Raw genomic sequence first — 24451 nt, 5'->3', positions numbered from 1 at the left:
TTTTATGACTTTTGGTAGCTATCTTGTTTCTGACCATTCTTTTGCTTTTTTATCAATTTTGTTTATAAATGCATTCTTACCTTCACAATATCCATTATTATCATATCTAAATTTTATAGATAACTCTTTTTTTAACTCTTCATAGCACTTTGCATCTTCTGGATGTGCAATCATATAATCTCTAAAATCTAGATGTCTTTTTATTTCTGGGTTTTCTGTTTCAAAAATATGAACATGATGGGTTCGATTATATTCTCCTTTTAGGAAAAACCTTCGATTTTTTATTCCATGTTCTCCTTTTGGGATATATCCTAATTTAATCATTCCTTCATTGTATTTATCAATATTTATAATATTTTTGACTTCAATTAAAATATCTATCACTGGCTTAGCGTAAATACCAGATATTGCAGTGCTGCCAATGTGATGAATGTTTAAAATCTCTTCACCCATTATGCTTTGTATTTTCTCACACTCATTTATATAATCATCTTTCCATTTTGAATTGTATGGAACAACTTCCATTATTCTTACAAGCCTTCCTTCGTTCATTATATAAGACTTCCTCCTTAAAAATATAAAAATGAATATTCAAAATAACCATTTAATAATTATTTTTTAATCAATATATAATCATAATAAGTTGATGTATATTCAATTTTATCTATTTTCCTTTTAATTATTCTCTTCTCCTTATATAGAAGTTCAAATCTATAAAGGAGTTGTTCAATTTCATTTTCATTATAATGGATATAAAAAACTTCTTCATTGTTTTCAATTTGTTTGAACTCTCCATCACCTACTTGAACACCTTGTCCATAGGAATCACACTCTTCACTTAAGAAATTCACATAACATAGTCCCCCATGTTTTAACACTCGGTGAAACTCTAATAGAGCAATTGAGAAATCCTTTTTTCTCATATGAACAGATGTATTATAAGAAAATAGAAAACTAAAAAACTCGTTACTAAAAGGAATATCTTTCATATCACCATGTATTATATTTAAATCTACGTTATGCTCTGTACTAAATATTTTTGCCTTTTTTAATTGTTCTTCAGATATTTCAATTCCATAAGTTTTATATCCAAACTCATGAAATAAAGAAAGGGGGGGATTAGATCCACCAGCACCACAATCAAGTATAGTTTTTTCAGAGGAATTAGAATTACAATATTTTAAAAAATTATATAATGGAAAAGCATATATAAGATTATGCATTTTTGTACTCACTCCTCATATTTAGTATTATTAGAACTTATGATTATTATGTTGTAGTCTATTTTTTCTCAATTATATAGTCAACATATCCCCGGATTAAATAGTGTTCTTAAAGAATAGCATTAAATCTAGCTAAGAACAAGAATTGAAAAAAAATTGAATTTTATGGTATAATAAGCTTACAGAGAGAGGAAGAATAAATCTTTATTTTTCCTCTCTCTGTTTATTTGATTTAGCATATAAGATGAACAAGGAAGGACAAGTAAGTTATATTTATTACTTCATAAGCACATGTCTATTAATTTTCATTACAAGTTCATTTATAGCATCACTATCTGGTTTGTCAGGAAGAACACATTCCTTCTTTGCGTAGTCAAATTCTTTTTCATATTTATCAACAATACTAAATATTTCGCTATAATCTTTAACTCCGTTCTTCTTCGATACATAAGTACCATTTCTAAGATCCATTAAAAGCGAATGATCTTCTTCACGATAAGTATTAATACCTTTACCTTGTAATATTTCAGTCCCCATTATTAGTAAGCGAACTAAATGCATAGCATGTTTATTAAGGTGAATAGCATCTTTTTTACTATTCCTATGACTTAATTTATCATAATCTCTTACAACGTTACTCATCTCAGAGAGAATTCCTTTCAAATCACGAAGAGGATAACCTTTCACATTTATATCAATTAGAATTTCTTTGTTTTTATCATTTGAATCTTTGCCATTAGTATAATCAATATACAAATTCATGTTATTATCAATTTGATTATATCTATCTTTAAATGTTACCATTTGGTTTTGAATGCTGCCTAGAATATGACGTTCTTTTTCAGCTTTGGGATAATTATCTCGTGCAAGAGCATTTTGAAGTCTCCTAAGTTGAGCAGTAGCATAACCACCAAATGTATTAATTGCTTGTTTTGAAAGGAAAAGGTGAGCATTATCTCTTATAAGTTTTCCTTCATGAGAGCATAGTAAAACATGCTCATCCTTTGTACCAAGAAGTTCAATACAATTTGGATTGCAGTTAGTTAGAAGTTTTATAATTTGTTTAAATGGATATATAACAGTATCTGTTTCTCTATGCTCAAAGGGTTTATCTGAGCAGTCCATTGTAAGTAATTCATTTTTTGTATTTAGAAAAATTCCTCTAATATCAACATCACTATATTCATTATTTGTTCCATAAGCATAACTACCTGATAATGTTAAGTAGATTATATTATTATCAAGAGATGAAGTTGTTTTTAAAAAATCATAATCTGTGGTGTTTAATATATCAATAAATTTTTTTTCTGCACTGTTTAAGAAATTCATTTTAGTTCCCCCAATCTATAAAAGTATGTATTAGGTTAAATTTACTAAGTATTTCAGTATAATTGAAATAAGATAAATTGTAAATACTATACTCATAAGTAGTAGAAGTTGTATAATTATTCTTTTATAATTAATATTGCTACTAGTATAGAGTTTCTATAGTGAAACTTATTTATACATTCTCAAAATCGCAGTAATTCTATGAGTTTTGAGTTTATATAAGTCTAGTTTTCACTTGAAATTTCTAAATTTACATTTGAACTTTAAAAATTAATTAAAATAAAAAGAGATGTTTAAACATCTCTTAAATATATATTAGCGATTAGTTATTAATAGTTTAGTGTTAATGAGCATATTATTTAGTTAGTGTATTTGAGTGTACAATACTAGATTTTTTTGTATTTAAGTTTTCAACTACTACTTTACCACTTTCCATATCTAGATTTGTAATTATAACTGGATTGTTCTTATAAAATACTTGTTCATTAGGTGTTTCATTTAGTATTTGTTGAACCTCTTTTGGTTGCATATATATACCTCCCGTTCTTAAAATTGCTAACTTTTTAATAAATTTTGAGGATAGTGCTTGATTAGATAATTTAATTTATGACTATATTATAGGATTATAAATTTTAAAAAGCCCAATTCATTTTGACTAAGCTTTTGAATTGCTAAAGAACATAATATATTCTGTTGCTCATTCTCTTAGTACTTGAATTTGGACTTATTAAATTAATTTTTGATTTTAATGTTTATGACCCCATTTTTCATTTAGTGTTTTAACATGTACTACAGCATCATTTTTTGTTTGTAGATTTTCTATTACTGCTTTATTAGTATCTTTATCAAAGCTTTTTATTAAAACAGGAGTATTTTTATAATAAATTTGAGCATGAGGTTTTTCATTTAGTATTTGTTGTACTTCTTTTGGTTGCATAATGATACCTCCTTTTATTATTATTTACGAGCCATTTTCTCTTCAGCTGCTTTTATCATTCTTCTAGTCATTTCACCACCAACATTTCCAGCATAAGTCATCTTGCCAGCTACTTCAGAGGTGATGTTTCCCATATAAGGGTGATTGTTTTTATTATTTTTGAGTTGGTTATCTACATGAAGGTCTCTAGCGACTTCCATTTTAAATCTATCTAATTCGCCTTCTTTGCCTGGTACTACAGGTCTATTTGTCACTTTCAATCTCTCCTTTCTAGAAATAAAAGCTTGTTCATTTATAGTTTGTGTTTTTATCAAAATTAAATACAAACAATAAATGATTGCATATAAAGTTATTCATAAAGTATGAAAAAACTGTATTATAATATATAGTTAAATGGCATATTTACATGTGTTTAATAAATAATTTGAAAAAATTTCTTGAAAGATAAACAGATTTAATATACAATAGAGTAAATATTTTAAAGTTTTAGATTTTTTGATAAATAACATAACGTAGGTGATTAATATGTTGAATTATAATAAAAATATTAATAAAAATTTAGTTTCCTCATCATGCTAAGCGCTGTGTTATGACAATTGAATTTTGTCATCGATGCAGTGCAGTTTGTGCTGCATCGATGGGTGAGTATAAAAGACCTGTTGGTGTAAGACTGACAGGTCTTTATTTGTTTTAAATAATTTTGGGAGGTAGAAAGATGTTAGATATTAAAAGAATTAGAAAAGAAACAGAAGCTGTAACAAAAGCTTTATTAAAGAGAATGGATGAAGTAGATTTTACAGAACTTTTTCAGTGGGATGATAGAAGAAAAGAGATAATTTTAGAAGTTGAACAACTGAAAGCTAAGAGAAACAAGGTGTCAAAGGAAATACCAACTCTAGCTAAAAGTGGAGAAGATGTTACCCCTCTAAAGGAAGAGATGAAAAAGATTGGTGAAGATATAAAGGCAATGGATGGAGAGCTTAAAGAACTTCAAGATAAAATCAATTATTTCCTTGCAACATTACCTAATATTCCAGATGATGATGTTCTTCCAGGTGGAAAAGAAAACAATGAGGTTTTACGAGTTTGGGGTCAAATGCCAAAGTTTGATTTTCAGAATAAAAATCACGTAGACCTTGCAACAGATCTTAAGCTTATAGATTATGAGAGAGGCGTTAAACTTGGAGGAAATGGTTTTTGGCTGTATAAAGGAGATGGTGCTTTACTAGAGTGGGCATTACTTAACTTCTTTGTAGAAGAACACACTAAGGATGGATATGAGTTTGTACTACCACCACATATTTTAAATTATCAATGTGGTTTTACAGCTGGACAGTTCCCGAAATTTGATGAGGATGTTTATTATGTTGAGGATGAAGAAAAGGATAATAAAAATAAGCAATTTATACTTCCAACTTCTGAAACAGCGTTAGTTAACATTCATAGAGATGAGATTATTAATGAAGAAGAATTACCTAAGAAGTATTTTGCATATTCTCCATGCTATAGACTGGAAGCTGGAAGTCATAGAGCAGAAGAGAGAGGTATGATAAGAGGACATCAATTCAATAAAGTAGAGATGTTTCAGTTCACAACACCAGAACAATCAGGTGAAGCACTAGAAGAATTGATAGGGAAAGCAGAGAATCTTGTTCAAAAGTTAGGATTACATCATAGAGTTGTAAAGTTAGCTGCAAAGGATGCAAGCTCAACTATGGCGATTACATATGATATAGAGGTTTGGATACCAAGTATGAACATATACAAAGAGGTAAGCTCTGCATCTAATTCTAAGGATTACCAGGCAAGAAGAGGTAACATCAGATTCAAGAAAAAAGATGGAAAGCAGAAGGACTTTGTACACACACTAAATGCATCTGGACTTGCAACAAGCAGATTAATACCAGCAATAGTAGAGCAGTTCCAACAAGAAGATGGAAGCGTAAAGGTTCCAGAGGTTTTAAGAAAGTGGATCAATAAGGAGTACTTAAGACCGTAGTAAGATAAACTGAGTACAACTAGGGGACGGTTCATGAAAATTATGATTTAGGTAAAAGGAACAACCAAGGGACAATCTGGGGACGGTTCATGAATTTATTAGAAGAATTAATGAACCGTCCCCCAGAGAAATAAATTAAGGGGGAAAAGAAAAATGTTTGAGTTTAAAGATATGGATTATATTACTGACGGGGAGATTGCATTAAGGATTGATGAGAAGTTACCAGAAAATCCGGAGAAGAAATATGTACCAGCATATAGATATAAAATTACTTTAAATGATAGTGTAGAGCCTATTGGGGAAATAGATATAAGAATTGGAGACAATGAAGGAATTTTTTATGGTGGGCATATTGGATATATGATTGAAGAGGATTATAGAGGAAATGCATACGCATCAAAGGCGTGTAGATTGATTGGTAAGGTGGCTATGGCTCATGGGATGGAAAAAGTAACAATAACATGTAATCCGGATAACTATCCTTCAAGAAGAACATGTGAGAAACTAGGTGCAGAGTTAATAGAAATTGTGGATCTTCCAGAAGATAATGAGATGTACCAAGCTGGAGAGAAACAAAAATGTAGGTATCTATGGACAATAGAATAGGACAAACAGGGGACGGTTCATGAATTTATTAAAAGAATTCATGAACCGTCCCCTGTTTGTCTTTGTTATAATTAATATAGAAAAAATTATAAAATTTTAAAACTTTTTCATTAAATCTTTTCTCTAAGTAGTGAAAGGAGGAAGAAGAGACCATGGTTGAATTAGTGAAAAAAGCAAAAAAAGGAGATAAAGAAAGTTTCTCCATAATAATAAATAATGTTAAACATAAGGCCTATAGAGTTGCTTATAAATATTTAAAGAACGAAGATGATTCAATGGATGCAGTGTGTGAAGGGGTAGTTATAGCCTTTAAGAATATTCATATGTTGAAGAAACCAGAGTATTTTGAGACTTGGTTCACAAAAATTGTGATAAATCAATGTAATTTGCAGTTAAAAAACAGAAAAAAGGCAGAGCAGATTACAGGTATGCTTCAAGAGAGGATTCCAGCATTTAATGAGGATATTTATAGGGAAGAATTGATAATAATTAAGGACAAGCTCAAAAGAATGAAACCTTTGGATAGAAATATTATTCACCTGAAATTCCTTTTAGGGTATAAGTTTAAAGATATTGCAGAAAGACTAGGGATTCCTGAAAGCACAGTAAAAACAAAGGCTTATAAGGGAATACAAGAACTTCAAAAGGAAATATAAATATTAAAAGGACAAGCAAGACTCCATTCATTAAGAGGAAGTATTGGGAGGTATATAAATGGAAAAGTTTAATCATGATGATGATATAAAAATACCAGATGAATTTGATAATAGAATTAATATGAGTTTAAAAAGGGCAGAAAGTGGAAGTTATTATTACAGAAATAAGATCAAAATTACAACATCATTAGTATTAGTTTTTGTCCTGTTTTTGGGAATGAATCCTAATGTAAGAGCATATACATCGGAGTTACCTATTGTTAAGGGTGTAATGGAATGGTTCAAATCAGATAAAAAGATTCAGCAACTTAAAGCGAATAACTTTAAGATATATGATTTAGCTACTGAAAAAGATGGTTATAGGCTTTATATGAAAGATATATATATTGATGAAGAAGAATTCAGTATGAAAATAGCAGTAGAAGATGAAAAGGGAAATGTTTTTGATATTCAAGAGGGAGATATCTCAGGTAATTATTTAGCTTCAAGATTTGGATCAGTGAATGGAGAAAACATAAAAAATATTGATCCTTGGTATGATGTGAGGGGTTTTTGTGATCTTAGCAATGCGTTTAATAAGAATAATTTTTACTATGGCAAAATAGATCTAAAGCTTAAAGCTACTGTTTCTGATGGAAATAAGATAATTGAATTCGATGAAGTTAATATAAAAGATGAAGATATAAGTTATGTTAAATCTAAGAAGATTCAGTTCAACAAAGAATATGTATTTGATGGAGTAAAAGTTTTAGTAGAAAACTTAAAGATATTTCCTAATAGAATGGAAGTAAGAGTGAGTTCTATAGATAGTGATATAGATTCTAAAGTAATGTTTACAAAAGTTAAGTTATTAGATAAAAACGGAAAGATATATGAAGGTAAGGGAAAAGCATTGTATTGGGATGGAAATTACAGAGAGTTCTTCAATTTTGATGATTCGATTTATTTCCAAAAGGATAATAGTATTGAAAAAATTGAGATAGATTTAGGTTACGGTAAAGTGGAAAGTATGAAGATAGTTCCAAGAGAAAAAATGGATTATGGGAAAATTGAAGAGTTTAATTATGATAATAAATCATTTAAGGCATATAGAGAGAAAGATAAAGAATTAAATGAAAGTATTATCTCATATTATAATGGGTTTTATAAGTTAGGAATTAGTGAACAAGATGTAGAGTTTACTTATTTAAAAATAAAAGATGATGACGTAAATGAAAATGAATCTAAATACTATATAAAAAAGTGGACAGGTATTTGGGAGCGAATGTATAACAATATTGATGAAGAGATTAAAACAGTAAGAATTACAAAGAATGAAATTGAGAGACAACTAGGAATGCAGCTAGAAGAAATATTAAAATTAAATGATGATGAGTTTAATGATTATGCTATAAAATTTAATAAATATTTAAACTCTAGACTTGAAAGAAAAGATGGTAAAATCAATTTTGATGAAATAAAAGAGACTATGAAAAGATATATTGATTACGGTCAAATAATCTTAGGAAAATCAAGTGGAATGAAAGAACCATTAACTTTTAGAAAAGAAACCGTAAAAACTAAGAAGGAATGGGAATTTGGAATTCTTGATTTATTAAAGATAAAAACAGAACATATAGTGATAGAGTTAGATTAGAAAATGTACAACCAGGGGACGGTTCATGAATTTATTAAAAGAATTCATGAACCGTCCCCTATTATAGTTTTTACCTATTTATCAAATTGGAATATATGGTAAAATATATTTAGGGGGGATGAGAAAATGATATTAACGAAATGTGGTTACAGATGTGATCTGTGTTTAGCTTATAAGGGGAATATTGAGAAAGAGGATAAGAGGCAGATTTTGAGTGACGGATGGTATAAGTATTTTGGGTTTAGGATTGAGCCAGAGGATATTATGTGTGAGGGGTGTGTATCATGCGATAATCCTAAATTGATTGATAATAACTGTCCTGTTAGACCTTGTGTTACATCAAAAGATATTAAAAATTGTGCTTATTGTGGGGAATATATATGTGATAAATTATTACAAAGAATTGTTGATTATGATGAGAAGATAAATTTTGACCATAAGGATATTTCAGATGAAGATTATGAGAATATAGTAAAGCCATATGAGTCTAAAAAACGACTTGAAGAGATTAGAAAAAGAATAAGAAGATAATATTTAAAGAAGTAAGTATAGTAATAAAGGGAGTTTTTGTAATTATCAGAAAATTGAAGTGTATAATTATAGTTTATTAAAAGAGGGGATATATCCCCTTTAATTTTAGGTTAATTTGAGTAGTTAATTATAAAACATAGTAAATAGATTGGGGAGATGTAAAGTGAGTGAGAAAAAAATTGTAACAGAGAGATTGGTTCTAGTACCATTTACATATGAAATTGTATGTTCAATCTTAAATAAAGATTATGAATCACTTGGAAAGTTAGGATACAAAAGCAGTGAAGATTGGCCACATCCAGACTTTTTTGATTTTTTACCTGTATTAAAAGAGCAGCTAAAGGAGTTAAGAGAGCCATCTGGTTTTGGAGCATGGATTATTGCTAGAAAAGAAGATATGCTCATTATTGGAGATGCAGGATTTAAGGGTCAACCTGATGAAAATGGTGTGATAGATATTGGGTATGGATTTGTTAAGAGCCAGCGTAGAAAAGGATATGGATATGAAGCTGTGAAGGCACTGATTAAATGGGGATTAGAACAGGACAATGTTAATAAGATAGTAGCGGATTGCTTAATTGATAATATAGGATCAATAAGGATTTTACAGAAGGTTGGTATGAGTGAAGTAAAAAGGGATAATGAGATGATATATTGGGAGATGATTAATAAATAAAACATTTGCTATTAGAGGGTTTAAAAATGAAGAAAAAATCAGAAATATTAGAGATAATAATAGCTTGTGTAGTTGGAGTTTCATTACTTATGTTTATTGTTGGTTTCTATGAAAATTCAACTATATTTGTTGTATTTTGGGGTATAATTTTAGTATGTGCAGTTATTGTGTTTTGCACATATATCATTATTAATGCCATTAATAAGTTGAATATAATACACTTACATGAAAATAAGGAAAAATAGTTTTGTACAAACATAAAGGGGATGAAGATTATGAATGAACAAAAAAGAAAAGAAAATCCTATAATAGGTATATGGGATAGAGCATCAAAGAATTTTGGAAAAGTAGGACCAAAATATTGGAGTTATTTTGGGGAGAGATTAGTTGAGCAATGTGATATTAATAGTGGACAAACAGTGCTGGATATAGGGTGCGGGGTAGGTGCATCATTGATACCAGCTGCTAAGAAGATTGGAATAGATGGACATGCAGTAGGAATTGACTTATCAAGTGGAATGGTTGAAGAGTGTATTAACAATGTAAAAGTAGAAAATCTTCATAATATTGATGTTAGTGTAATGGATGCAAATAAATTAGAGTTTGAAGATAATAAGTTTGATTATATTCTTAATGGCTTTGGATTTCCGTACTTATATTTTGGAGACAAGAACTTTTCAGAAGTAAGAAGAGTTCTTAAAGATAATGGAAAGTTTGCTTGTGTAACATGGGCAATGCAGGAGGATACTAAATGGATTACTGAGGTGGTTCAAAGACACCTTAATGATGATAAAAACGAGATAAAAAAAGATAATAAGAATGAAAATCAAGAGAAAACAATAGATATATGTTCGTCAGAGGGGGTAAGGACTACCTTAGAGGAAGCTGGTTTTAAAGAAATAAAGGTATCCACTGAAGAAAAACTGTTTACATATACAGATAAAGAAGAGTGGTGGAATGAGATGTGGGCAAATGCTGTAAGAGGAATACTTGAAAAGATCCAAGATAGAGGAGAAGATTATCTTTTAAAATTCAAAGAAGAGGCATTTCAAGGTCTTGAGCAATTTAGAACTGAGGAGGGTATCACATTTAAAAGATTTGTTATCTATGGAATTGCAAATAACTAAATATTATAAAAATTATCAGTAATTATGGAAAAATAATCAAAAGTATGTTAAAATGAACAACCCAGTAAAAATAAATATATAAAAAAATAATAACGCCCATATAAGGGCTTTATTATTTTTGGACAAAAATAGTCGAAGGAGGGGTTGTATATAGAGACTCAAAGAATAATTCTTGAACAAGCTTTAGAATATCTTAATAAATATAAAGTGGAGGATATTAAGCCTATACTAAAAGGGTATTCTGATGATGCTAAGTATTTAATAAAGTTGATTGACGGTAAATCTCTTTTATTGAAGGTTTCACCTATGAAAGATTTTAAACGAAAGAAGCAAGAACTAATTTATTTAAAATTACATTATAATAATGGGGTTAAATGTTCACAACCATTGGAGTTCTTTATTCTTGAAGAACATGATGTTTGTGTAAGTTTATTAACTTTCTTGGAAGGGAAAAGTGGAGAAGAGGTATTGCCACTTTTATCAAAGGAAGAACAGTATTCTTTAGGGTGGAAAGCTTCTGAGGAATTAAGAAAGATTCACAAGGTTGAGCATATAGAATCCTTTGACTGGTATAAGAAAAGATGGGACAAGTACTTGAAAAAGAAGAAAATAGTTAAAGAGTTAGGATATACATTTTATAAGCAAGATGTTATAGAAGATTATATTGAAAAAAACTATGAGATTTTAAAAGATAGTCCTGTAAGATTTCAACATGATGATTTTCAGCCATTAAACATGATATTTAATGGAAATGAGCTAAGAGGAATAATAGATTTTAATAGATTTGATTGGGGTGATCCTTTAGAAGAATTTTTTAAGCTTCCTAAGTATACAAATGGAATTAGCGTAGAATTTTCAAAAGGTCAGGTAGATGGATATTTTGCTGGATTTGTTTCAGATTATTTCTGGAGAAAATATAATTTATTTGTAGCCCTTAACTTCCATGCAAGCATAATTGGAGGACATTATTTAAATACTTTAGATATGGTTAGAGAACGCCAAAGAAAGATTTTTGATACACATGATTTTGTTAACCATGGTGCTCCTGAATGGTATATAAAATAAAAATAAGTTAGGGGGAATTAAGAATGAGTGAACAGACAGTTGATTTTTGTATTGATAAAGTACAGTTTCAGTTAAGAGAAGAACATGAATTTAGTTGGTTAAAAGAACTTGGAGAAGTTTTTTCAGTATTTTATCAGCAGGATTCAGGGAATTTATCATTTGGTGTTGAGAAGGATGGAAAAAAGAGATTTGTAAAATATGCAGGGGCTAGAACTTTAGAGTATAAAGGGAATCCACAAGAAGCAATTACAAGGTTAAAGGAAGCTATTCATCTTTATGAGGAACTTGAACATCCTTACTTAATAAAAATAGAAGAACATTTTGAAGTAAAGAATGGATATGTTGCTGTTTTTGAATGGTTTGAAGGTGAATGTCTTCACTCTCACTGGAATTTTCCACCACCACATAAATATACTCATCCTGATTCTCCTTATTATAAGTTTAGGAAAATGCCTCTAGAAAAGCGATATAAGGCATTAGATTCAATTTATAAATTTCATGCTCATGTTGAGAAAAAAGGATATGTAGCCATTGATTTCTATGATGGAAGTATATTATATGATTTTGATAGAAATGAGACTAAAATATGTGATATAGATTTATATCATAAAAAACCATATATTAATACTATAGGAAGAATGTGGGGTTCATCAAAAATTATGTCACCAGAGGAGTTTATCATGGGAGCATCAATTGATGAGAGGAGTAATGTTTTTAATATGGGAGCTATGAGCTTCATACTCTTAGGGGGAGAAAGAGATAGAGCTTTTGAAAAATGGGAAGGAGATAAAGATCTGTTTGAAATTGTAACAAAGGCAATTAATCCAGATAGAGAGCAGAGATTTAAATCTGTTAGTGAGTTATATTCAATTTGGTGTGAATATATAAGCAATAGATAACTTCTCATTACTTGAAAGTTATAGTAGAATATTACTTAACAAGAAATATAAAGAATACTCCTTTAGAATGACTAAGGGAGTTTTTTTAGAGAGGAGTTATGGGGAATGAACAATGAAAGATATAATGAGTTAGAGACTATAACAAAGTTGGTTCTAAAAGAGAAGTTAAATAGAAACTTTCATGTTAAAGGTCAACAAAATAACAACTGGGTTTTCATAACAGAAGGGAATGAATATCTAGTAAAGTTTACAACAAAAGAGGAATTAAATAGATTAGAGACAGAAGTGGCACTAGCAAAGTTAATGGGGGACACTGCAGGGGTTCCAGTTCCTAAGATAATTCATATTGGTGAATATGAAGGTGAATATTATATGATAAGAACCTTACTGAAAGGTGAACCTTTAGGGGATTTTTTAAATGAAGAAATGCTTAAGGTTATAGGTAAAGATAGCTTTGGGGAAATGATATATGAAGTTGGACAAACACTTGCAAAGCTCCATAAAGTTAATTTCACGAAGAAAGGATTAATTAATAAAGAGTTGAGTGTGGTTGAGTACAATATATTTTCAAAAGAAGAATTTATGTCATTTTTAGATACTGTACATGAATTTAAGCACCTTTCAGGTGATCAGTATACATATCTTAAGAATATTGATATTGACCATATGTACAGTGGAGAATTTGTATTATGTCACTGTGATTATGCTCCTAATAATATTCTTGTAAAAAATGGACATCTTACTGGAATAATTGATTATGAATGGGCATCATCAGCACCTTGTTATGACGATATAGCTGGATTCCATGTGTTTATGAAGATGTATGGAATGGAAGAGTTTATCGAGTATTTTTACAATGGATATAAGTCAATTAAGGATATTCCAAAGAAGTATTTTGATAATATTTTAATATACAAGTTGTATAGAGTGATAACAATGTTAGCTTGTCAGCTTGAACAGCCAGAGGATAGACAGTTAAAGGAGTTTATAGAGAAGTCTATTATATTATTGAAAGAGTTACTGATATTATTAGAAAAGGATGAGTAAATTGAAACAAAATAAACAGTTATTGAAAAGTATTGAGTATGTAGTTAGAGGTGAAAAAGAAAAATTCATTCTATGGAACGGAGTGATAGTTAGGGGAGTTGTACTAGTTGCTGTACTAAGTATTACTTTTGGATATATATATGGAGAAATTAATGAAGATTTAAATAAATTTTTAACTTACTTAATTGTAAAGTTAATAATTGGAGTCATAATAGGGTATTTTACTGGATTAATTGAATGGAAGTACTATTATTCAATAATAAATGAGGATTACGATAAAAAATCATATAAGAAGATAGCTATACTAGATGGAATAGTTGGTTGGGGGTTACTCAGTTTTTTAGCTCAAATTGGAAGTAATAATGATGATATGATAAGTATTTTCGTAAATTTAATATGTTGGATAGGTGCGGGTATATTTTTTGGCTATCAAATGTGGAGAAGGATTGACGTTAGTGGTATAAGAAAAACTGCTAGAGAATATAGATAGTACGAGTAGAGGGACGGTTCATTAATATTTTAAAAGAATTAATGAACCGTCCCTTTGTGATTTTACAGAAATTCTAATATAAGCTAAAATAAAGTAAATAGAGGGAGTAAGGGGGAAGGCACATGAAAATAAATATTAGGTATTCAACAATACCAATGATGTTGGAGATATGCAGAAAACTTAAGGAAGGAAGATTTGAGAGGGCTGAGCTTGAAGAACTATTAGAACATGATGATTATAGAGTTGAAATGGAGAGATATAATTCATCAACTAGTGGGTTTACTAAAGAAGAGTATCTTGATTTCTTTGAGAACTTTTTTACTCTTAAGGAAGAGGATATTAATAACAGAATATTAAAGGTTAGGTATGGCCAAATGAAATCCTTCTTTGATAACCTTGAGTATTATGAAGAAAACTATAAAAAGTTTCATAATGTAAATGAAGATAATGTAAAAAAAGCATTAGAATATACACATTATGGATTGCCAGAGAAGTTTATGTTTAAAGAGCTAGATATTATATATTCAATTGGATTGGGTGCTTCTGGAGGATGGTTTCATAAGCATTACTCACATTATGATGTTGTGCAGTTTCTTGAAGGATTTAATGTAAGTAAGATAGAGAACATTATAGCACATGAAGCACATCATATAGGATTAAGTAAATTATTTGCTGAATTAGATATGGAAAATATAACGCCAGAAGAGTATCTATATTTATTTTTATCAGGAGAAGGATTAGCGGTTAAATATTGTAATAATGGTGAAGGGGTTCTCACAAGACGTATATATGACAATGAAGAGAGTAACCTAGGGTTGCATGAGGAATCATGGACATTCTTAAAAGAGGATTTTGATAATACTTTTAAACAATTCAAGTCACAAATAAATATGATAAGAAATAATCAAATAAAAGATATCACTGAGTTAAATAAATACTTAGGTGAATACTGGACAAGCTTACACACTCCAGAACAAGGTAAGGATGAGGTTCCTAGATTAATGCATTCAAGAAATTATTTCTTTGGGTGCGATGTATGGGGGCTTATACATGATGTATATGGAAGAGAAAAAGTTTTTGAGCTTCTTGAGAATCTTAAGCAGTTCTCAGCTGTGTTTAATAGTGCTTTAGAGAAAATAGGAAGAGAAGATTTAAAAATTTAGGATTTAGGGGACGGTTCATTAATCTTTACTAAAGATTAATGAACCGTCCCCTGTTTCTTAACGTGATATGGTAAAATATAGATAAAATAAGGGAGAAAGAGCTACTTGAACATACAGAAGAATTGTTAAAAAATAAATTGCTTAAGATTAAGAAATTTTATAGGAGTTAGATATTAAAGGAGAAAATAACATGTTAGAAATCCCAGAAGCTAAAGTGGTAGCACAGCAATTTAATGAGACTATTAAAGGAAAGAAAATTGCAAATGTAGTTGCAGATTATTCACCTCATAAGTTTGCTTTCTATTTTGGAGAACCAAGTGAATATAATAAGCTTCTACATGGTAAAACTATTGGGAAAAGCAATAATTATGGCGGTATAGTTGAGACAACAGTTGAGGATTGTAAAATTATCCTGGGAGATGGAGTGAGGCTTATCTATGGTGAAAATGGAGATAAGGTACCATGTAAGCATCAATTGTTATTAAATTTCACAGATGGATCATTTTTAGCATCTTCTGTTCAAATGTACGGAGGAATGTGGTGTTTTAGAGATGGAGAAAATGATAATCCCTATCACAAGGTAGCAAAAGTAAAGCCTTCACCACTATCTAGTGAATTTGATGAAGAATATTTCAAATCACTTATATCTGAGAAGGACAATAAATTAAGTGTAAAGGCCTTCTTAGCAACTAAGCAGAGAATTCCTGGATTAGGAAATGGTGTTTTACAAGATATTTTATGGAAAGCAAATATTAATCCAAGAACAAAAATGAATTTACTTGAGGAAGAAAGAATAAAGAAGCTATTTTTATCTATTAAAAATACTTTAAAAGAGATGACAGAGAATGGTGGTAGAGATACTGAAAAAGATATATTTGGAATTAAGGGAAGATATGAAACTGTTATGAGTTCAAAGAATAAAGGGAAAGTATGTCCAGTATGTGGTGAAGAAATAATCAAAGAAGCATATTTAGGTGGAAGTGTTTATTATTGTGCTGGGTGTCAATATAAGTAGTGCACATAAACCAGAGGACGTTGGGAGAAATATAAAAAAAGCTTATGAAGTTTGTAAATCTAATTAGCTTACAACAAAATACTAATCAAAGAAGGGGAGACAAGTTATGATTAACTTCAAAACAAAAGAAGGTGTATTTAATTTCAGAACTGCAGGCATACTTATTAAAGATGGAAAGGTTCTTATTCATAGAATGATAAAAGATGATTTTTATGCTTTACCTGGTGGAAGAGTAGAAATGACTGAGGATACAGAGACTACATTAATCAGAGAAATGAATGAAGAGCTAAATATAGAAGTTACGATTAATAGATTACTGTGGGTGTGTGAAAGTTTTTTTAATCATTTAGGACAAAGATATCATGAAATATGTTTTTATTATTTAATGGATCATGAAGGGCGCAGTGATATATATGATAATGAAGTATTTAAAACTGTTGAAGAAAATCGTGAATATGAGTTCAAATGGGTTTCAACCGAAAGACTTAAAGACGAAGAATTTTATCCATTGTTTATTAAGAAGAGAATTAATGATTTACCAAGTACAATTGAGAGAATAGTTGATAGAGAAGATATATAGTACAAGCGGGGGACGGTTCATTAATCTATTTAAAAGATTAATGAACCGTCCCCTGTTTATATTAAACTCACAGCAATGCGTTATAAAGTGAATATATTGCTATATTATTTGGAAGAAATATCATAAAAATCACATGTTTTATGGTAAAATATAGATAAGATATAAAAAATAACAAGAAAAAATGTATATATAGTAGAAAAATAGAATTAGCGGATAAAGAAAAATAGGGGCATCCGTTAATAAAAGTTATAGAGATTCCAAGTTAAAACTAAATTTATACACACTCAAAACTCATAGAAGCGCTGCGATTTTGGGCAATAATCATATAGCTTTTCTAAGGTGTATGTATAAATAAAGTTTAACTAAGGATTCTCTATATATGAAATTAAATTTATTTTTATTATGGAATAATGGAGTTAGGGTTTAATGACTGAATGCATAGTGAGTAAGGAATTTGTTATGCAGATAGTTGACAGGGGGAGTAATTGAATATGAAATACATATGTTTTTCGCCAAGTACAGAGGAAACAGCTAAGTTTGCCATATCTAAAGGGCTTATATTAAGAGGGGATGTTTTTACTTTCTGTGATGACCTTAGTATAGGTCCATTGGTTACTAATGGAGATATTAGTGAAAGAAAAAAATGGCTTGAGAATGTTTACTTTAGGGAGATGAACTTTAATATTGATGGTATTTATAATGAATATAAAGTCTTTGAAGAAAAGTGCAAACAAATAAAAGGGGAGCAAGTATATATTTTATTTGGAGAAAATGCTTTAGAGTATCCAGGGTTGCTTTATACAATTTCGTTAATAGATCATATAAATAATAAAATTACTATAGTGAATTTTTCAGGAAATTATAAGCAGGGGAATTCAAAAGAAAGATATAAATGCAGTATGGAAGTAGCACCAGAAGAATATTCAAATTTTATTGCATTAGGTGAGAAATTAACTAGTGAGAGAAAAGATGTACTATTAAAGGAATGGGATATGCAAAAAAATGATAGTGGATATTTGAGAATATTCTATAATGGCAAATTAATTAATAAGGATATTGGATATTTTGATGAGTTCATATTAAATAATATTACTAACAGTCCTTTAAGATGTACTAGAATCGTAGGAGAATGTATTGGAGCATCAGACGATATAGTGGGGGATGTATGTATATTTTGGAGAATAAAAGATTTGATTAAAAGAGGATTAGTACAGTTTACAGGGGAATTTGGTAATATGAGAAGAATGGAAGTTTATAAGTAGGTTATATAAAGCATGAATTGCTGTAAAGTAAAGTAAAGTAAAGTAAAGAGGCGGAATAAAAATGAAGATTACATCATTTCAAGATGCATTGATAAGTGAATATATAAAAGATCCAGTTGGGGTACAGGCTACAGCTCTTTGGAAAACATTCAATGGGCTAGATAACTTTCAATATAAGTATTCAACTAACAATGAGAATGTATCACTTCTTAAGATATGGAATGATAATATGTTACATACCTTATGGAGTGATGGTTCAAAGAGTATTAAAATTAGTGATGATGAAATTAAGCAATATAAAATGATGATTTTAAAGGGAAATCAATTTAATGATGGAATGAAGGCAGTATGGACAAACGTAGAGCCATATTTTAAGTTAGCTCATAACCATGAACAGATTCAAGAGTCGGAAGTTCCAGATGGGTTTTATATAAAGAATGTAGATATAAAATGTGAACTAGAGCAAGTTTCAGAGCTTATATGTAAGTGCTATGAACATATTAAACCAGATACTAACGAGGTGAAAAGATGGACTCAACATGAGGTGTTCAATAAGAACTTGTGGATTTGGGTAATAGATAAGAATACTGAAAAGCCTGCAGCTCTTGGAATAGCTGATGTGGATACAACTATAAGAGAAGGAGCGTTAGAGTGGATTCAGGTGCTTCCGGAATATCAGGGGAAGAAGTTAGGAAAAACACTTGTTCTAGAGTTGTTAAATCGTTTAAAAGATATTGCAGATTTTACAACTGTTTCTGGGGAAGTAGATAACAAGACTAATCCTGAAAGATTATATAGAAGATGTGGTTTTGAAGGTGAGGATATTTGGTATGTTTTAAGAAGGTAAGTTATGAGCAAATAGTACAAACTGGGGACGGTTCATGAAAAGGTAAATGATTTAGGTGAATTGGCAAAGATGGACAAGCGAGTGACGGTTCATGAATTTAATGAAAGAGGTATTTGAATGAAAAGAATAATAGGATTATTTATTTTAGTATGCATGATTTTTACATCTTGTGGTAGTCTGCAGACAAAAAATAAGAATAATCAATCTATAGTTAAAAGTACATCTGAAAAAAACACAAATAAAGAAAAGCAAGAGAAAAATAATATAGACAATAAAAAAGACAATAAAAAAGACAATAAAAAGAATGATAAGGAAGAGATAAAGGAAGATAAAGCTCATACTGTAAAAGAAAACACTAACAATCAAGTAGCAAAAGACATAAAAGAGAAAGTAGAAAGTTATAATATAAATGATTTATCAACGCAAAATCCAATAGATCTTGATTATGATATTGAATATGAAATACTGTGCAAACCAGGAAATTATACAGATCAAGCAGTCGGAGAATTTAGAAGACGATACTTTAAAATATGGGATAGGGAACTGAATTCTATATATAATAAGTTATTGAGAGTTCTAAAAGAGGAAGAAAAGGAACTATTGATTGAATCGCAGAAAGGGTGGTTGCAATTTCATATAAATGATCCTGAATTTGTATTTAAGACATTTAGAGAAAGGGAGACTGGATCAATAATGGGTACTGTTGTATTCCTTCAAGTATATAGCGTAAAACAAGGTCGCATAAGGAGAAGAACTCTTGAACTTATGGAATACTATTCTCTCTTAGGATATGGAATAGATTTTGAATATAAGAGACAATTTGCAGATAAACAAGATATTGATGATAAAAATAATAAACATGAAATTTATACTCATTATGATACAGGGGGGAACTATTATCAAGTTAGTTATGATAATCCAATCGATCATGATTATGAAATAGAACTTGATAGACTAAATAATTCTTCAGATTATTCAACACATAGTGTTCTGCAATTTCAATATAAATATAATGGTATTTGGGATAAGGAACTAAATATTATATACAATAAGCTTGTAAAAGAATTGAATGAGGAAGAAAAAGATTTGTTATTAAAAGCACAGTTAGGGTGGATACAATTCCATGAGAATGAAGGTAAGTTCTTCAATAAGACTTTTTATGGAAGACCATCAGGTCCTATATTAGGTTCTTTAGGAAAAATAGAGAGGGCTGATTCACGTATGGAGAGAATAAAGCGCAGAACTATTGAGCTAATGGAGTATTACCTTTATCTTGGAACAAATGGATTTATTTTTGAGTATGAGAGTGAATTTTAAGATTAGGAGAGAGTTTTATGAGTAAATCATTTATTGAAACATGTATATTTCTAGTTAAGAAAGATAAAACAGAAGAATTTGAGAATCTCCTTAAAGAGATGAGTAAGTTTCAAGAACAATCTAATGGGACAATTGAGGTAAAGTATATGAAAAGAACTCATACATTCAAAGAATATGAAGAGATAAAGAATGGTGAGCCATCAAAACCCTTAAAGAGAATAGTGAAGGGTGTAAAATATATTATGCATTGGGAACTAGATGATGAGATAGTTCATGGACAAGCAACTAAACAATTATTTGAGCAGTTTGGCAAAGAGTTCAATAGGCTATTGGTGGTACCAGCTGATAAGTTTTTAGGAGAACGAATACATTAATAGTACAAATAGGGGACGGTTCATGATTTTAAGAAAGAGGTAAATAAATGAAAAAAATATTAACATTAAGTGCTGTGTTATGTATATTTTTAACATCCTGTGGTAATTTAGAAATAAACAAAAGAAATAATGAAGCTAAATATAATATTACTGAAGATGTCAATAAAGATAGAATGGATACTATAAAAGAAAACTCTAAGGATGATGAGGTGAAAAATGAAGACATATTAGGTATAGATTTAGATTTATTAAAAGATAATCCAATAGATAATGATTACTGGATTGAATACAGAATATTAAATCAATCAAGAAATTATACTGATAAGGCAGTTGAAAAATTAAGAAGAAAATATTATGAAATATGGGATAATGAACTGAATGTTATATATAATAAATTGTTGGATGTTCTGGAAGAGGAAGAAAAGGAGTTATTGATTGAATCACAAAAAGGCTGGCTACAATTACATTTAATTGAGCCAAAATTTTTTAGTCATACATTAAAAAGCAGAGATGCTGAAGAAAGATTAAGGGAAATTGCGGGAATGCAATTGGAATATATTCAAAAAAAGCGTATTAGGAGAAGAACTCTTCAACTTATACAATATTATCATATGTTAGGTAATGAAATTAAATTTGATTATAAAAAGCAATTTGAATATAAAGAGGAAGAAGATAATAAATTGGATGATTGTGGATATAAAGTTCATAAATTATATGTTCACTATGATAATGAAGGGCGATACTATCAAACTAGTTACGATAACCCTATCGATCATGATTATGATAGAGAACTAGAAAAATTAAATGATTCTTCCGATTATTCAACACATAAAGTTTTGCAATTTCAATTTAAATATAATGATATTTGGGATAAAGAGCTAAACGATATATACAATAAATTTGTTAAAGAATTGAATGAGGAAGAAAAAGAGTTGTTATTTAAAGCACAGTTAGGATGGGTTCAGTTTCACATGAATGAAGACAAGTTTTATCAGAAGACTTTTTGTGAAAGTGAGTCAGGTTCTTTATTGGGTGAGATTAGTAAGATACAGATGGTAGATGCCTGTATGGAGAGAATAAAGAAACGAACATTGGAGTTGATTGAATACTATTATTATTTTGGGAAATGTGGTGTGGAATTTGAGTATAAGAGTCAACTGTAGCCAAGCAAGGGACGGTTCATGAATTTATTTAATAAATTCATGAACCGTCCCCTGTTTGTTTTAGTTATGGTAAAATATAACTAACTATAAAAGTACTTATCATAGTGAATATTATTTATATTAATAATTGGGGAGTGAGATGAATATGACATTTGATGAATTATATGATATTGCAAAAAAAACATTAAATCCTAGAAAAATTTCCAAAAGTTCTTATGCAGGCTCTGTTGCAGCAGCGATTATGAGTGAAAGTGGAAAAGTGTACACAGGTGTTTGTATAGATACTCCAAGTTCTATGGGATTCTGTGCAGAACATGCTGCGATTGCTGCAATGATCACTGCCGGGGAAAATAGGGTAGTTAAAGTTATTTCAGTTTATAAAGATGGGACAATAATTCCCCCTTGTGGAAGGTGCAGGGAGTTTATTTCTCAAATACATGATGATAATTACAAATGTGAGGTAATGGTGAAAAAAGATACAGTAGTTACAGTTTATGATTTATTGCCTCATCAATGGGAAAAATAGGGGGATTAAAGGCCAATGTTAAACATACGAAGGGCCATAATTCAGGAATCTGAAACTTTAACTAATATTGCTATACAATCAGAAGCATATTGGGGGTTTGATTCTGATTACATGGAACAGTTTAAATTTACTTATAAGGTAACAGAGGAGTTTATAAAAAATAATCCTACTTTCATTATTGAAAATGATGAGAAGATTATTGGGTTTTATAGTATTTTAATTAATGAACATGAAGTTTCTTTAGAGTATTTATATATTGATCCAGAATTTATAGGTAAAGGATATGGGAAAAGACTTTGGAATCATATGATTGAAAAATGTAAGAACCTTGCCATCAAAGAGATAGAAATAGTGACAAGTCCTGAAGCCAAGGAGTTTTATATAAAAATGGGAGCTGTACAAACTGGTGAAATTCAATCACTTGTTAAAAAAGAACGTATAATTCCTCAACTTACTTATAAAATTTAAAGTTAATTAATATAACAACCCTCTTGGACTGAGATGTATTCTGGGGAGAGTGATAAATGATGGAGTTTAATAAATATTACTATAGGTTTTTAGGTGTTAATGATGAAAGTGTGAATGATAATGTTGTGGTTACTGAGTGTATTTATAGGGATAAGCCTTTGAATAAGCGGTATTTTTATCCTGTTATTGTATCGGAATATAATGAACAAAAAATATGCTCATCATCTAATAGGTTTATAGATATTTGTAAGAGTAGATTTGATGGAAGTATTCAATCTATAGAGTTTATTCTTGATGATATGAGAATAGAACAGCCAAGTTACAGATTAAGAAAGATGAGAAGGTATACTCTAGAAAGCACAGAAGAAATGCTAGACACAAAAGCAATGATAATGACTGAAGAAATTGTTAGAAGTATACAGTTTAAGGGTGACATGGACATAGAAAAGTTCATTGAGAGAAAAAAAGATGTTATAAAAGAAGGTAGACAATTTATTATTACCCAGGAAAATACTATGGCAGCATTAGCATTGATTTCTGATATTTATGAAAGAGGATGTAATATTGCTGTATATACTAATGAAGATTACAGGAAGATGGGTTATGGAAAAGAAGTGGTAAAGGGATGTATTAATTGGTGTAATGAGAGAAATCTAGTACCTATATATCTTGTTGAGGAACAAAATAATGCTTCTATCAAGCTTGCAGAAAGTTTGGGATTTAAGTTAAAGAGCAGGGAGTGGATCATATCAAAGTAAATGAACAATTGGGGGAAAGCAATGAACTTGATAAATGGTTATAAGGCAATATTTTTTGACTTATTTTTTACATTGGCTAATCCAGTGTATTCTGATGATAGTTTAGAAAATGAGTATAGTATTTTAACTATTGATAAGACAATATGGGAAGAGATTTCTGAGAAACAATATTATGCAAGAGGTATTGGTGAACTGAAAGATCCCAATATGATTGTTCAAAATATAGCTTTTGAAATAAATTGTGAAATTGCTCAGGATAGGTTGATTCAAGCTACAGAAGCTAGGATAAATAGATTTAAAAAATGTTTATTAGAGATTGATATTGATACTATCAATACTATTTCAAAAATTAAAGAACTTCAAAAGAAGATTGGACTAATTAGTAATTCAGACTGTATTGATAAGTTAGGATGGGGGGAATCTCCAATAGCAAAGTACTTTGATACTGCAATATTTTCCTGTGATATTGGAACTATGAAACCAGATAAAAGAATTTATGAAGCTGCTTTAAATATAATAGAAGAAAATCCTTGTGATTGTTTATATGTTGGGGATGGAGGGAACAGTGAATTAAAAACTGCAAAAGAGTTGGGAATGACAACCATCTTAACTACTAATTATATTAAGACATTATGGCCCGAAAAAATTAGTGAAATTCAAAAATATGCTGATTATAAGATTGATGGAATAAGTGAGTTATTAGAGCTTAAGAATGTACAAGAGGGGGACGGTTCATTAATTTACTTATAAAATAGTG

At 29.8% G+C, this 24451-nt stretch carries 30 protein-coding genes; 24 read left to right on the top strand and 6 right to left on the bottom strand.

Annotation, left to right across the window (positions count from 1 at the left end; translation table 11 throughout):
* Positions 1 to 18 precede the first annotated feature (18 nt).
* From OW730_RS25275 to OW730_RS25250, 6 genes are all read right to left on the bottom strand, one after another.
* The gene (locus OW730_RS25275) at positions 19 to 552 is read right to left on the bottom strand and encodes a GrpB family protein (RefSeq protein WP_271226826.1); all 534 of its coding nucleotides are present in this window, start codon (positions 550 to 552) and stop codon (positions 19 to 21) included.
* 59 nt (positions 553 to 611) lie between these two features.
* The gene (locus OW730_RS25270) at positions 612 to 1223 is read right to left on the bottom strand and encodes a class I SAM-dependent methyltransferase (protein WP_271226825.1); all 612 of its coding nucleotides are present in this window, start codon (positions 1221 to 1223) and stop codon (positions 612 to 614) included.
* 276 nt (positions 1224 to 1499) lie between these two features.
* Complete coding sequence (locus OW730_RS25265; protein ID WP_271226824.1) at positions 1500 to 2552, bottom strand: DNA polymerase beta superfamily protein; 1053 nt, start codon at positions 2550 to 2552, stop codon at positions 1500 to 1502.
* 355 nt (positions 2553 to 2907) lie between these two features.
* Complete coding sequence (locus tag OW730_RS25260) at positions 2908 to 3081, bottom strand: small, acid-soluble spore protein, H family (RefSeq protein ID WP_271226823.1); 174 nt, start codon at positions 3079 to 3081, stop codon at positions 2908 to 2910.
* A 216-nt stretch (positions 3082 to 3297) separates the two neighbouring features.
* Positions 3298 to 3489 carry a small, acid-soluble spore protein, H family gene (locus OW730_RS25255; RefSeq protein WP_271226822.1) on the bottom strand — a complete coding sequence of 64 codons (192 nt, stop codon included), beginning with the start codon at positions 3487 to 3489 and terminating at the stop codon, positions 3298 to 3300.
* 20 nt (positions 3490 to 3509) lie between these two features.
* A complete protein-coding gene (locus OW730_RS25250) occupies positions 3510 to 3743 on the bottom strand; it encodes an alpha/beta-type small acid-soluble spore protein (RefSeq protein ID WP_271226821.1) in 234 nt (77 codons plus the stop codon).
* A gap of 461 nt (positions 3744 to 4204) precedes the next feature.
* On the opposite strand from OW730_RS25250, the gene serS reads away from it, so the two are divergent.
* The 24 genes from serS (at position 4205) to OW730_RS25130 (ending at position 24444) form a co-directional block, all read left to right on the top strand.
* Complete coding sequence (serS, locus tag OW730_RS25245; protein WP_271226820.1) at positions 4205 to 5488, top strand: serine--tRNA ligase; 1284 nt, start codon at positions 4205 to 4207, stop codon at positions 5486 to 5488.
* Positions 5489 to 5641: 153 nt separating this feature from the next.
* Positions 5642 to 6094, top strand: a complete 453-nt coding sequence (locus tag OW730_RS25240) for a GNAT family N-acetyltransferase (protein ID WP_271226819.1) — start codon at positions 5642 to 5644, stop codon at positions 6092 to 6094.
* 152 nt (positions 6095 to 6246) lie between these two features.
* The gene (locus OW730_RS25235) at positions 6247 to 6750 is read left to right on the top strand and encodes an RNA polymerase sigma factor (RefSeq protein WP_271226818.1); all 504 of its coding nucleotides are present in this window, start codon (positions 6247 to 6249) and stop codon (positions 6748 to 6750) included.
* A gap of 58 nt (positions 6751 to 6808) precedes the next feature.
* Complete coding sequence (locus tag OW730_RS25230) at positions 6809 to 8386, top strand: hypothetical protein (protein WP_271226817.1); 1578 nt, start codon at positions 6809 to 6811, stop codon at positions 8384 to 8386.
* Between the two features lie 126 nt (positions 8387 to 8512).
* Positions 8513 to 8917 (top strand): DUF3795 domain-containing protein, encoded by a 405-nt coding sequence (locus tag OW730_RS25225; RefSeq protein ID WP_271226816.1) that lies wholly within the window; start codon positions 8513 to 8515, stop codon positions 8915 to 8917.
* Positions 8918 to 9080: 163 nt separating this feature from the next.
* The gene (locus tag OW730_RS25220; protein ID WP_271226815.1) at positions 9081 to 9593 is read left to right on the top strand and encodes a GNAT family N-acetyltransferase; all 513 of its coding nucleotides are present in this window, start codon (positions 9081 to 9083) and stop codon (positions 9591 to 9593) included.
* 26 nt (positions 9594 to 9619) lie between these two features.
* Positions 9620 to 9838 carry a hypothetical protein gene (locus OW730_RS25215; RefSeq protein WP_271226814.1) on the top strand — a complete coding sequence of 73 codons (219 nt, stop codon included), beginning with the start codon at positions 9620 to 9622 and terminating at the stop codon, positions 9836 to 9838.
* Between the two features lie 30 nt (positions 9839 to 9868).
* Positions 9869 to 10720, top strand: a complete 852-nt coding sequence (locus tag OW730_RS25210) for a class I SAM-dependent methyltransferase (RefSeq protein WP_271226813.1) — start codon at positions 9869 to 9871, stop codon at positions 10718 to 10720.
* Positions 10721 to 10864: 144 nt separating this feature from the next.
* Positions 10865 to 11785 (top strand): aminoglycoside phosphotransferase family protein, encoded by a 921-nt coding sequence (locus OW730_RS25205; protein ID WP_271226812.1) that lies wholly within the window; start codon positions 10865 to 10867, stop codon positions 11783 to 11785.
* A gap of 23 nt (positions 11786 to 11808) precedes the next feature.
* Positions 11809 to 12684, top strand: a complete 876-nt coding sequence (locus tag OW730_RS25200) for a serine/threonine protein kinase (RefSeq protein ID WP_271226811.1) — start codon at positions 11809 to 11811, stop codon at positions 12682 to 12684.
* A 105-nt stretch (positions 12685 to 12789) separates the two neighbouring features.
* Positions 12790 to 13731, top strand: coding sequence for an aminoglycoside phosphotransferase family protein (locus OW730_RS25195; RefSeq protein WP_271226810.1), 942 nt, complete (start codon positions 12790 to 12792; stop codon positions 13729 to 13731).
* Complete coding sequence (locus OW730_RS25190; RefSeq protein WP_271226809.1) at positions 13724 to 14221, top strand: hypothetical protein; 498 nt, start codon at positions 13724 to 13726, stop codon at positions 14219 to 14221. The genes OW730_RS25195 and OW730_RS25190 overlap by 8 nt, the downstream gene beginning before the upstream one ends.
* A 122-nt stretch (positions 14222 to 14343) precedes the next feature.
* Positions 14344 to 15384 carry a DUF5700 domain-containing putative Zn-dependent protease gene (locus OW730_RS25185; protein WP_271226808.1) on the top strand — a complete coding sequence of 347 codons (1041 nt, stop codon included), beginning with the start codon at positions 14344 to 14346 and terminating at the stop codon, positions 15382 to 15384.
* 190 nt (positions 15385 to 15574) lie between these two features.
* Positions 15575 to 16399: an endonuclease VIII gene (locus tag OW730_RS25180; protein ID WP_271226807.1), complete on the top strand. Its 825-nt coding sequence runs from the start codon at positions 15575 to 15577 to the stop codon at positions 16397 to 16399.
* A gap of 106 nt (positions 16400 to 16505) precedes the next feature.
* Positions 16506 to 16979 (top strand): NUDIX hydrolase, encoded by a 474-nt coding sequence (locus OW730_RS25175; protein ID WP_271226806.1) that lies wholly within the window; start codon positions 16506 to 16508, stop codon positions 16977 to 16979.
* Positions 16980 to 17470: 491 nt separating this feature from the next.
* Positions 17471 to 18241: a DUF1835 domain-containing protein gene (locus tag OW730_RS25170; protein WP_271226805.1), complete on the top strand. Its 771-nt coding sequence runs from the start codon at positions 17471 to 17473 to the stop codon at positions 18239 to 18241.
* 61 nt (positions 18242 to 18302) lie between these two features.
* Positions 18303 to 19088, top strand: coding sequence for a GNAT family N-acetyltransferase (locus tag OW730_RS25165; protein WP_271226804.1), 786 nt, complete (start codon positions 18303 to 18305; stop codon positions 19086 to 19088).
* Between the two features lie 117 nt (positions 19089 to 19205).
* Positions 19206 to 20405, top strand: a complete 1200-nt coding sequence (locus tag OW730_RS25160; protein WP_271226803.1) for a lysozyme inhibitor LprI family protein — start codon at positions 19206 to 19208, stop codon at positions 20403 to 20405.
* 17 nt (positions 20406 to 20422) lie between these two features.
* Positions 20423 to 20779, top strand: a complete 357-nt coding sequence (locus OW730_RS25155; protein WP_271226802.1) for a hypothetical protein — start codon at positions 20423 to 20425, stop codon at positions 20777 to 20779.
* 47 nt (positions 20780 to 20826) lie between these two features.
* Entirely contained in the window at positions 20827 to 21942 is a 1116-nt protein-coding gene (locus tag OW730_RS25150) for a lysozyme inhibitor LprI family protein (RefSeq protein WP_271226801.1), read from the top strand.
* A gap of 145 nt (positions 21943 to 22087) precedes the next feature.
* On the top strand, positions 22088 to 22468 hold the full coding sequence (locus OW730_RS25145) for a cytidine deaminase family protein (RefSeq protein ID WP_271226800.1): 381 nt from the start codon (positions 22088 to 22090) through the stop codon (positions 22466 to 22468).
* A gap of 15 nt (positions 22469 to 22483) precedes the next feature.
* Complete coding sequence (locus tag OW730_RS25140; RefSeq protein WP_271226799.1) at positions 22484 to 22936, top strand: GNAT family N-acetyltransferase; 453 nt, start codon at positions 22484 to 22486, stop codon at positions 22934 to 22936.
* Between the two features lie 56 nt (positions 22937 to 22992).
* Positions 22993 to 23694, top strand: a complete 702-nt coding sequence (locus OW730_RS25135; RefSeq protein ID WP_271226798.1) for a GNAT family N-acetyltransferase — start codon at positions 22993 to 22995, stop codon at positions 23692 to 23694.
* Between the two features lie 21 nt (positions 23695 to 23715).
* A complete protein-coding gene (locus OW730_RS25130) occupies positions 23716 to 24444 on the top strand; it encodes an HAD family hydrolase (RefSeq protein WP_271226797.1) in 729 nt (242 codons plus the stop codon).
* The last annotated feature ends 7 nt before the right edge of the window (positions 24445 to 24451 follow it).

Source organism: Oceanirhabdus sp. W0125-5, from assembly GCF_027938815.1.
GTDB lineage: Bacteria > Bacillota > Clostridia > Clostridiales > Clostridiaceae > Oceanirhabdus.
Note: the sequence above shows the minus strand (reverse complement) of the source record. Positions and strands in the feature narration are given on the sequence as shown.

Excerpts from the sequence above, each read along its gene's own strand:
- OW730_RS25200 (WP_271226811.1), top strand. The coding sequence starts at position 11,809 with ATGAGTGAACAGACAGTTGATTTTTGTATTGATAAAGTACAGTTTCAG.
- OW730_RS25175 (WP_271226806.1), top strand. The coding sequence starts at position 16,506 with ATGATTAACTTCAAAACAAAAGAAGGTGTATTTAATTTCAGAACTGCA.
- OW730_RS25135 (WP_271226798.1), top strand. The coding sequence starts at position 22,993 with ATGATGGAGTTTAATAAATATTACTATAGGTTTTTAGGTGTTAATGAT.
- OW730_RS25240 (WP_271226819.1), top strand. The coding sequence starts at position 5,642 with ATGTTTGAGTTTAAAGATATGGATTATATTACTGACGGGGAGATTGCA.
- serS (WP_271226820.1), top strand. The coding sequence starts at position 4,205 with ATGTTAGATATTAAAAGAATTAGAAAAGAAACAGAAGCTGTAACAAAA.
- OW730_RS25270 (WP_271226825.1), bottom strand. The coding sequence starts at position 1,223 with ATGCATAATCTTATATATGCTTTTCCATTATATAATTTTTTAAAATAT.
- OW730_RS25215 (WP_271226814.1), top strand. The coding sequence starts at position 9,620 with ATGAAGAAAAAATCAGAAATATTAGAGATAATAATAGCTTGTGTAGTT.
- OW730_RS25210 (WP_271226813.1), top strand. The coding sequence starts at position 9,869 with ATGAATGAACAAAAAAGAAAAGAAAATCCTATAATAGGTATATGGGAT.
- OW730_RS25180 (WP_271226807.1), top strand. The coding sequence starts at position 15,575 with ATGTTAGAAATCCCAGAAGCTAAAGTGGTAGCACAGCAATTTAATGAG.
- OW730_RS25140 (WP_271226799.1), top strand. The coding sequence starts at position 22,484 with ATGTTAAACATACGAAGGGCCATAATTCAGGAATCTGAAACTTTAACT.
- OW730_RS25230 (WP_271226817.1), top strand. The coding sequence starts at position 6,809 with ATGGAAAAGTTTAATCATGATGATGATATAAAAATACCAGATGAATTT.
- OW730_RS25170 (WP_271226805.1), top strand. The coding sequence starts at position 17,471 with ATGAAATACATATGTTTTTCGCCAAGTACAGAGGAAACAGCTAAGTTT.
- OW730_RS25130 (WP_271226797.1), top strand. The coding sequence starts at position 23,716 with ATGAACTTGATAAATGGTTATAAGGCAATATTTTTTGACTTATTTTTT.
- OW730_RS25190 (WP_271226809.1), top strand. The coding sequence starts at position 13,724 with ATGAGTAAATTGAAACAAAATAAACAGTTATTGAAAAGTATTGAGTAT.
- OW730_RS25265 (WP_271226824.1), bottom strand. The coding sequence starts at position 2,552 with ATGAATTTCTTAAACAGTGCAGAAAAAAAATTTATTGATATATTAAAC.
- OW730_RS25165 (WP_271226804.1), top strand. The coding sequence starts at position 18,303 with ATGAAGATTACATCATTTCAAGATGCATTGATAAGTGAATATATAAAA.
- OW730_RS25235 (WP_271226818.1), top strand. The coding sequence starts at position 6,247 with ATGGTTGAATTAGTGAAAAAAGCAAAAAAAGGAGATAAAGAAAGTTTC.
- OW730_RS25275 (WP_271226826.1), bottom strand. The coding sequence starts at position 552 with ATGAACGAAGGAAGGCTTGTAAGAATAATGGAAGTTGTTCCATACAAT.
- OW730_RS25185 (WP_271226808.1), top strand. The coding sequence starts at position 14,344 with ATGAAAATAAATATTAGGTATTCAACAATACCAATGATGTTGGAGATA.
- OW730_RS25255 (WP_271226822.1), bottom strand. The coding sequence starts at position 3,489 with ATGCAACCAAAAGAAGTACAACAAATACTAAATGAAAAACCTCATGCT.
- OW730_RS25160 (WP_271226803.1), top strand. The coding sequence starts at position 19,206 with ATGAAAAGAATAATAGGATTATTTATTTTAGTATGCATGATTTTTACA.
- OW730_RS25145 (WP_271226800.1), top strand. The coding sequence starts at position 22,088 with ATGACATTTGATGAATTATATGATATTGCAAAAAAAACATTAAATCCT.
- OW730_RS25225 (WP_271226816.1), top strand. The coding sequence starts at position 8,513 with ATGATATTAACGAAATGTGGTTACAGATGTGATCTGTGTTTAGCTTAT.
- OW730_RS25150 (WP_271226801.1), top strand. The coding sequence starts at position 20,827 with ATGAAAAAAATATTAACATTAAGTGCTGTGTTATGTATATTTTTAACA.
- OW730_RS25195 (WP_271226810.1), top strand. The coding sequence starts at position 12,790 with ATGAACAATGAAAGATATAATGAGTTAGAGACTATAACAAAGTTGGTT.
- OW730_RS25260 (WP_271226823.1), bottom strand. The coding sequence starts at position 3,081 with ATGCAACCAAAAGAGGTTCAACAAATACTAAATGAAACACCTAATGAA.
- OW730_RS25155 (WP_271226802.1), top strand. The coding sequence starts at position 20,423 with ATGAGTAAATCATTTATTGAAACATGTATATTTCTAGTTAAGAAAGAT.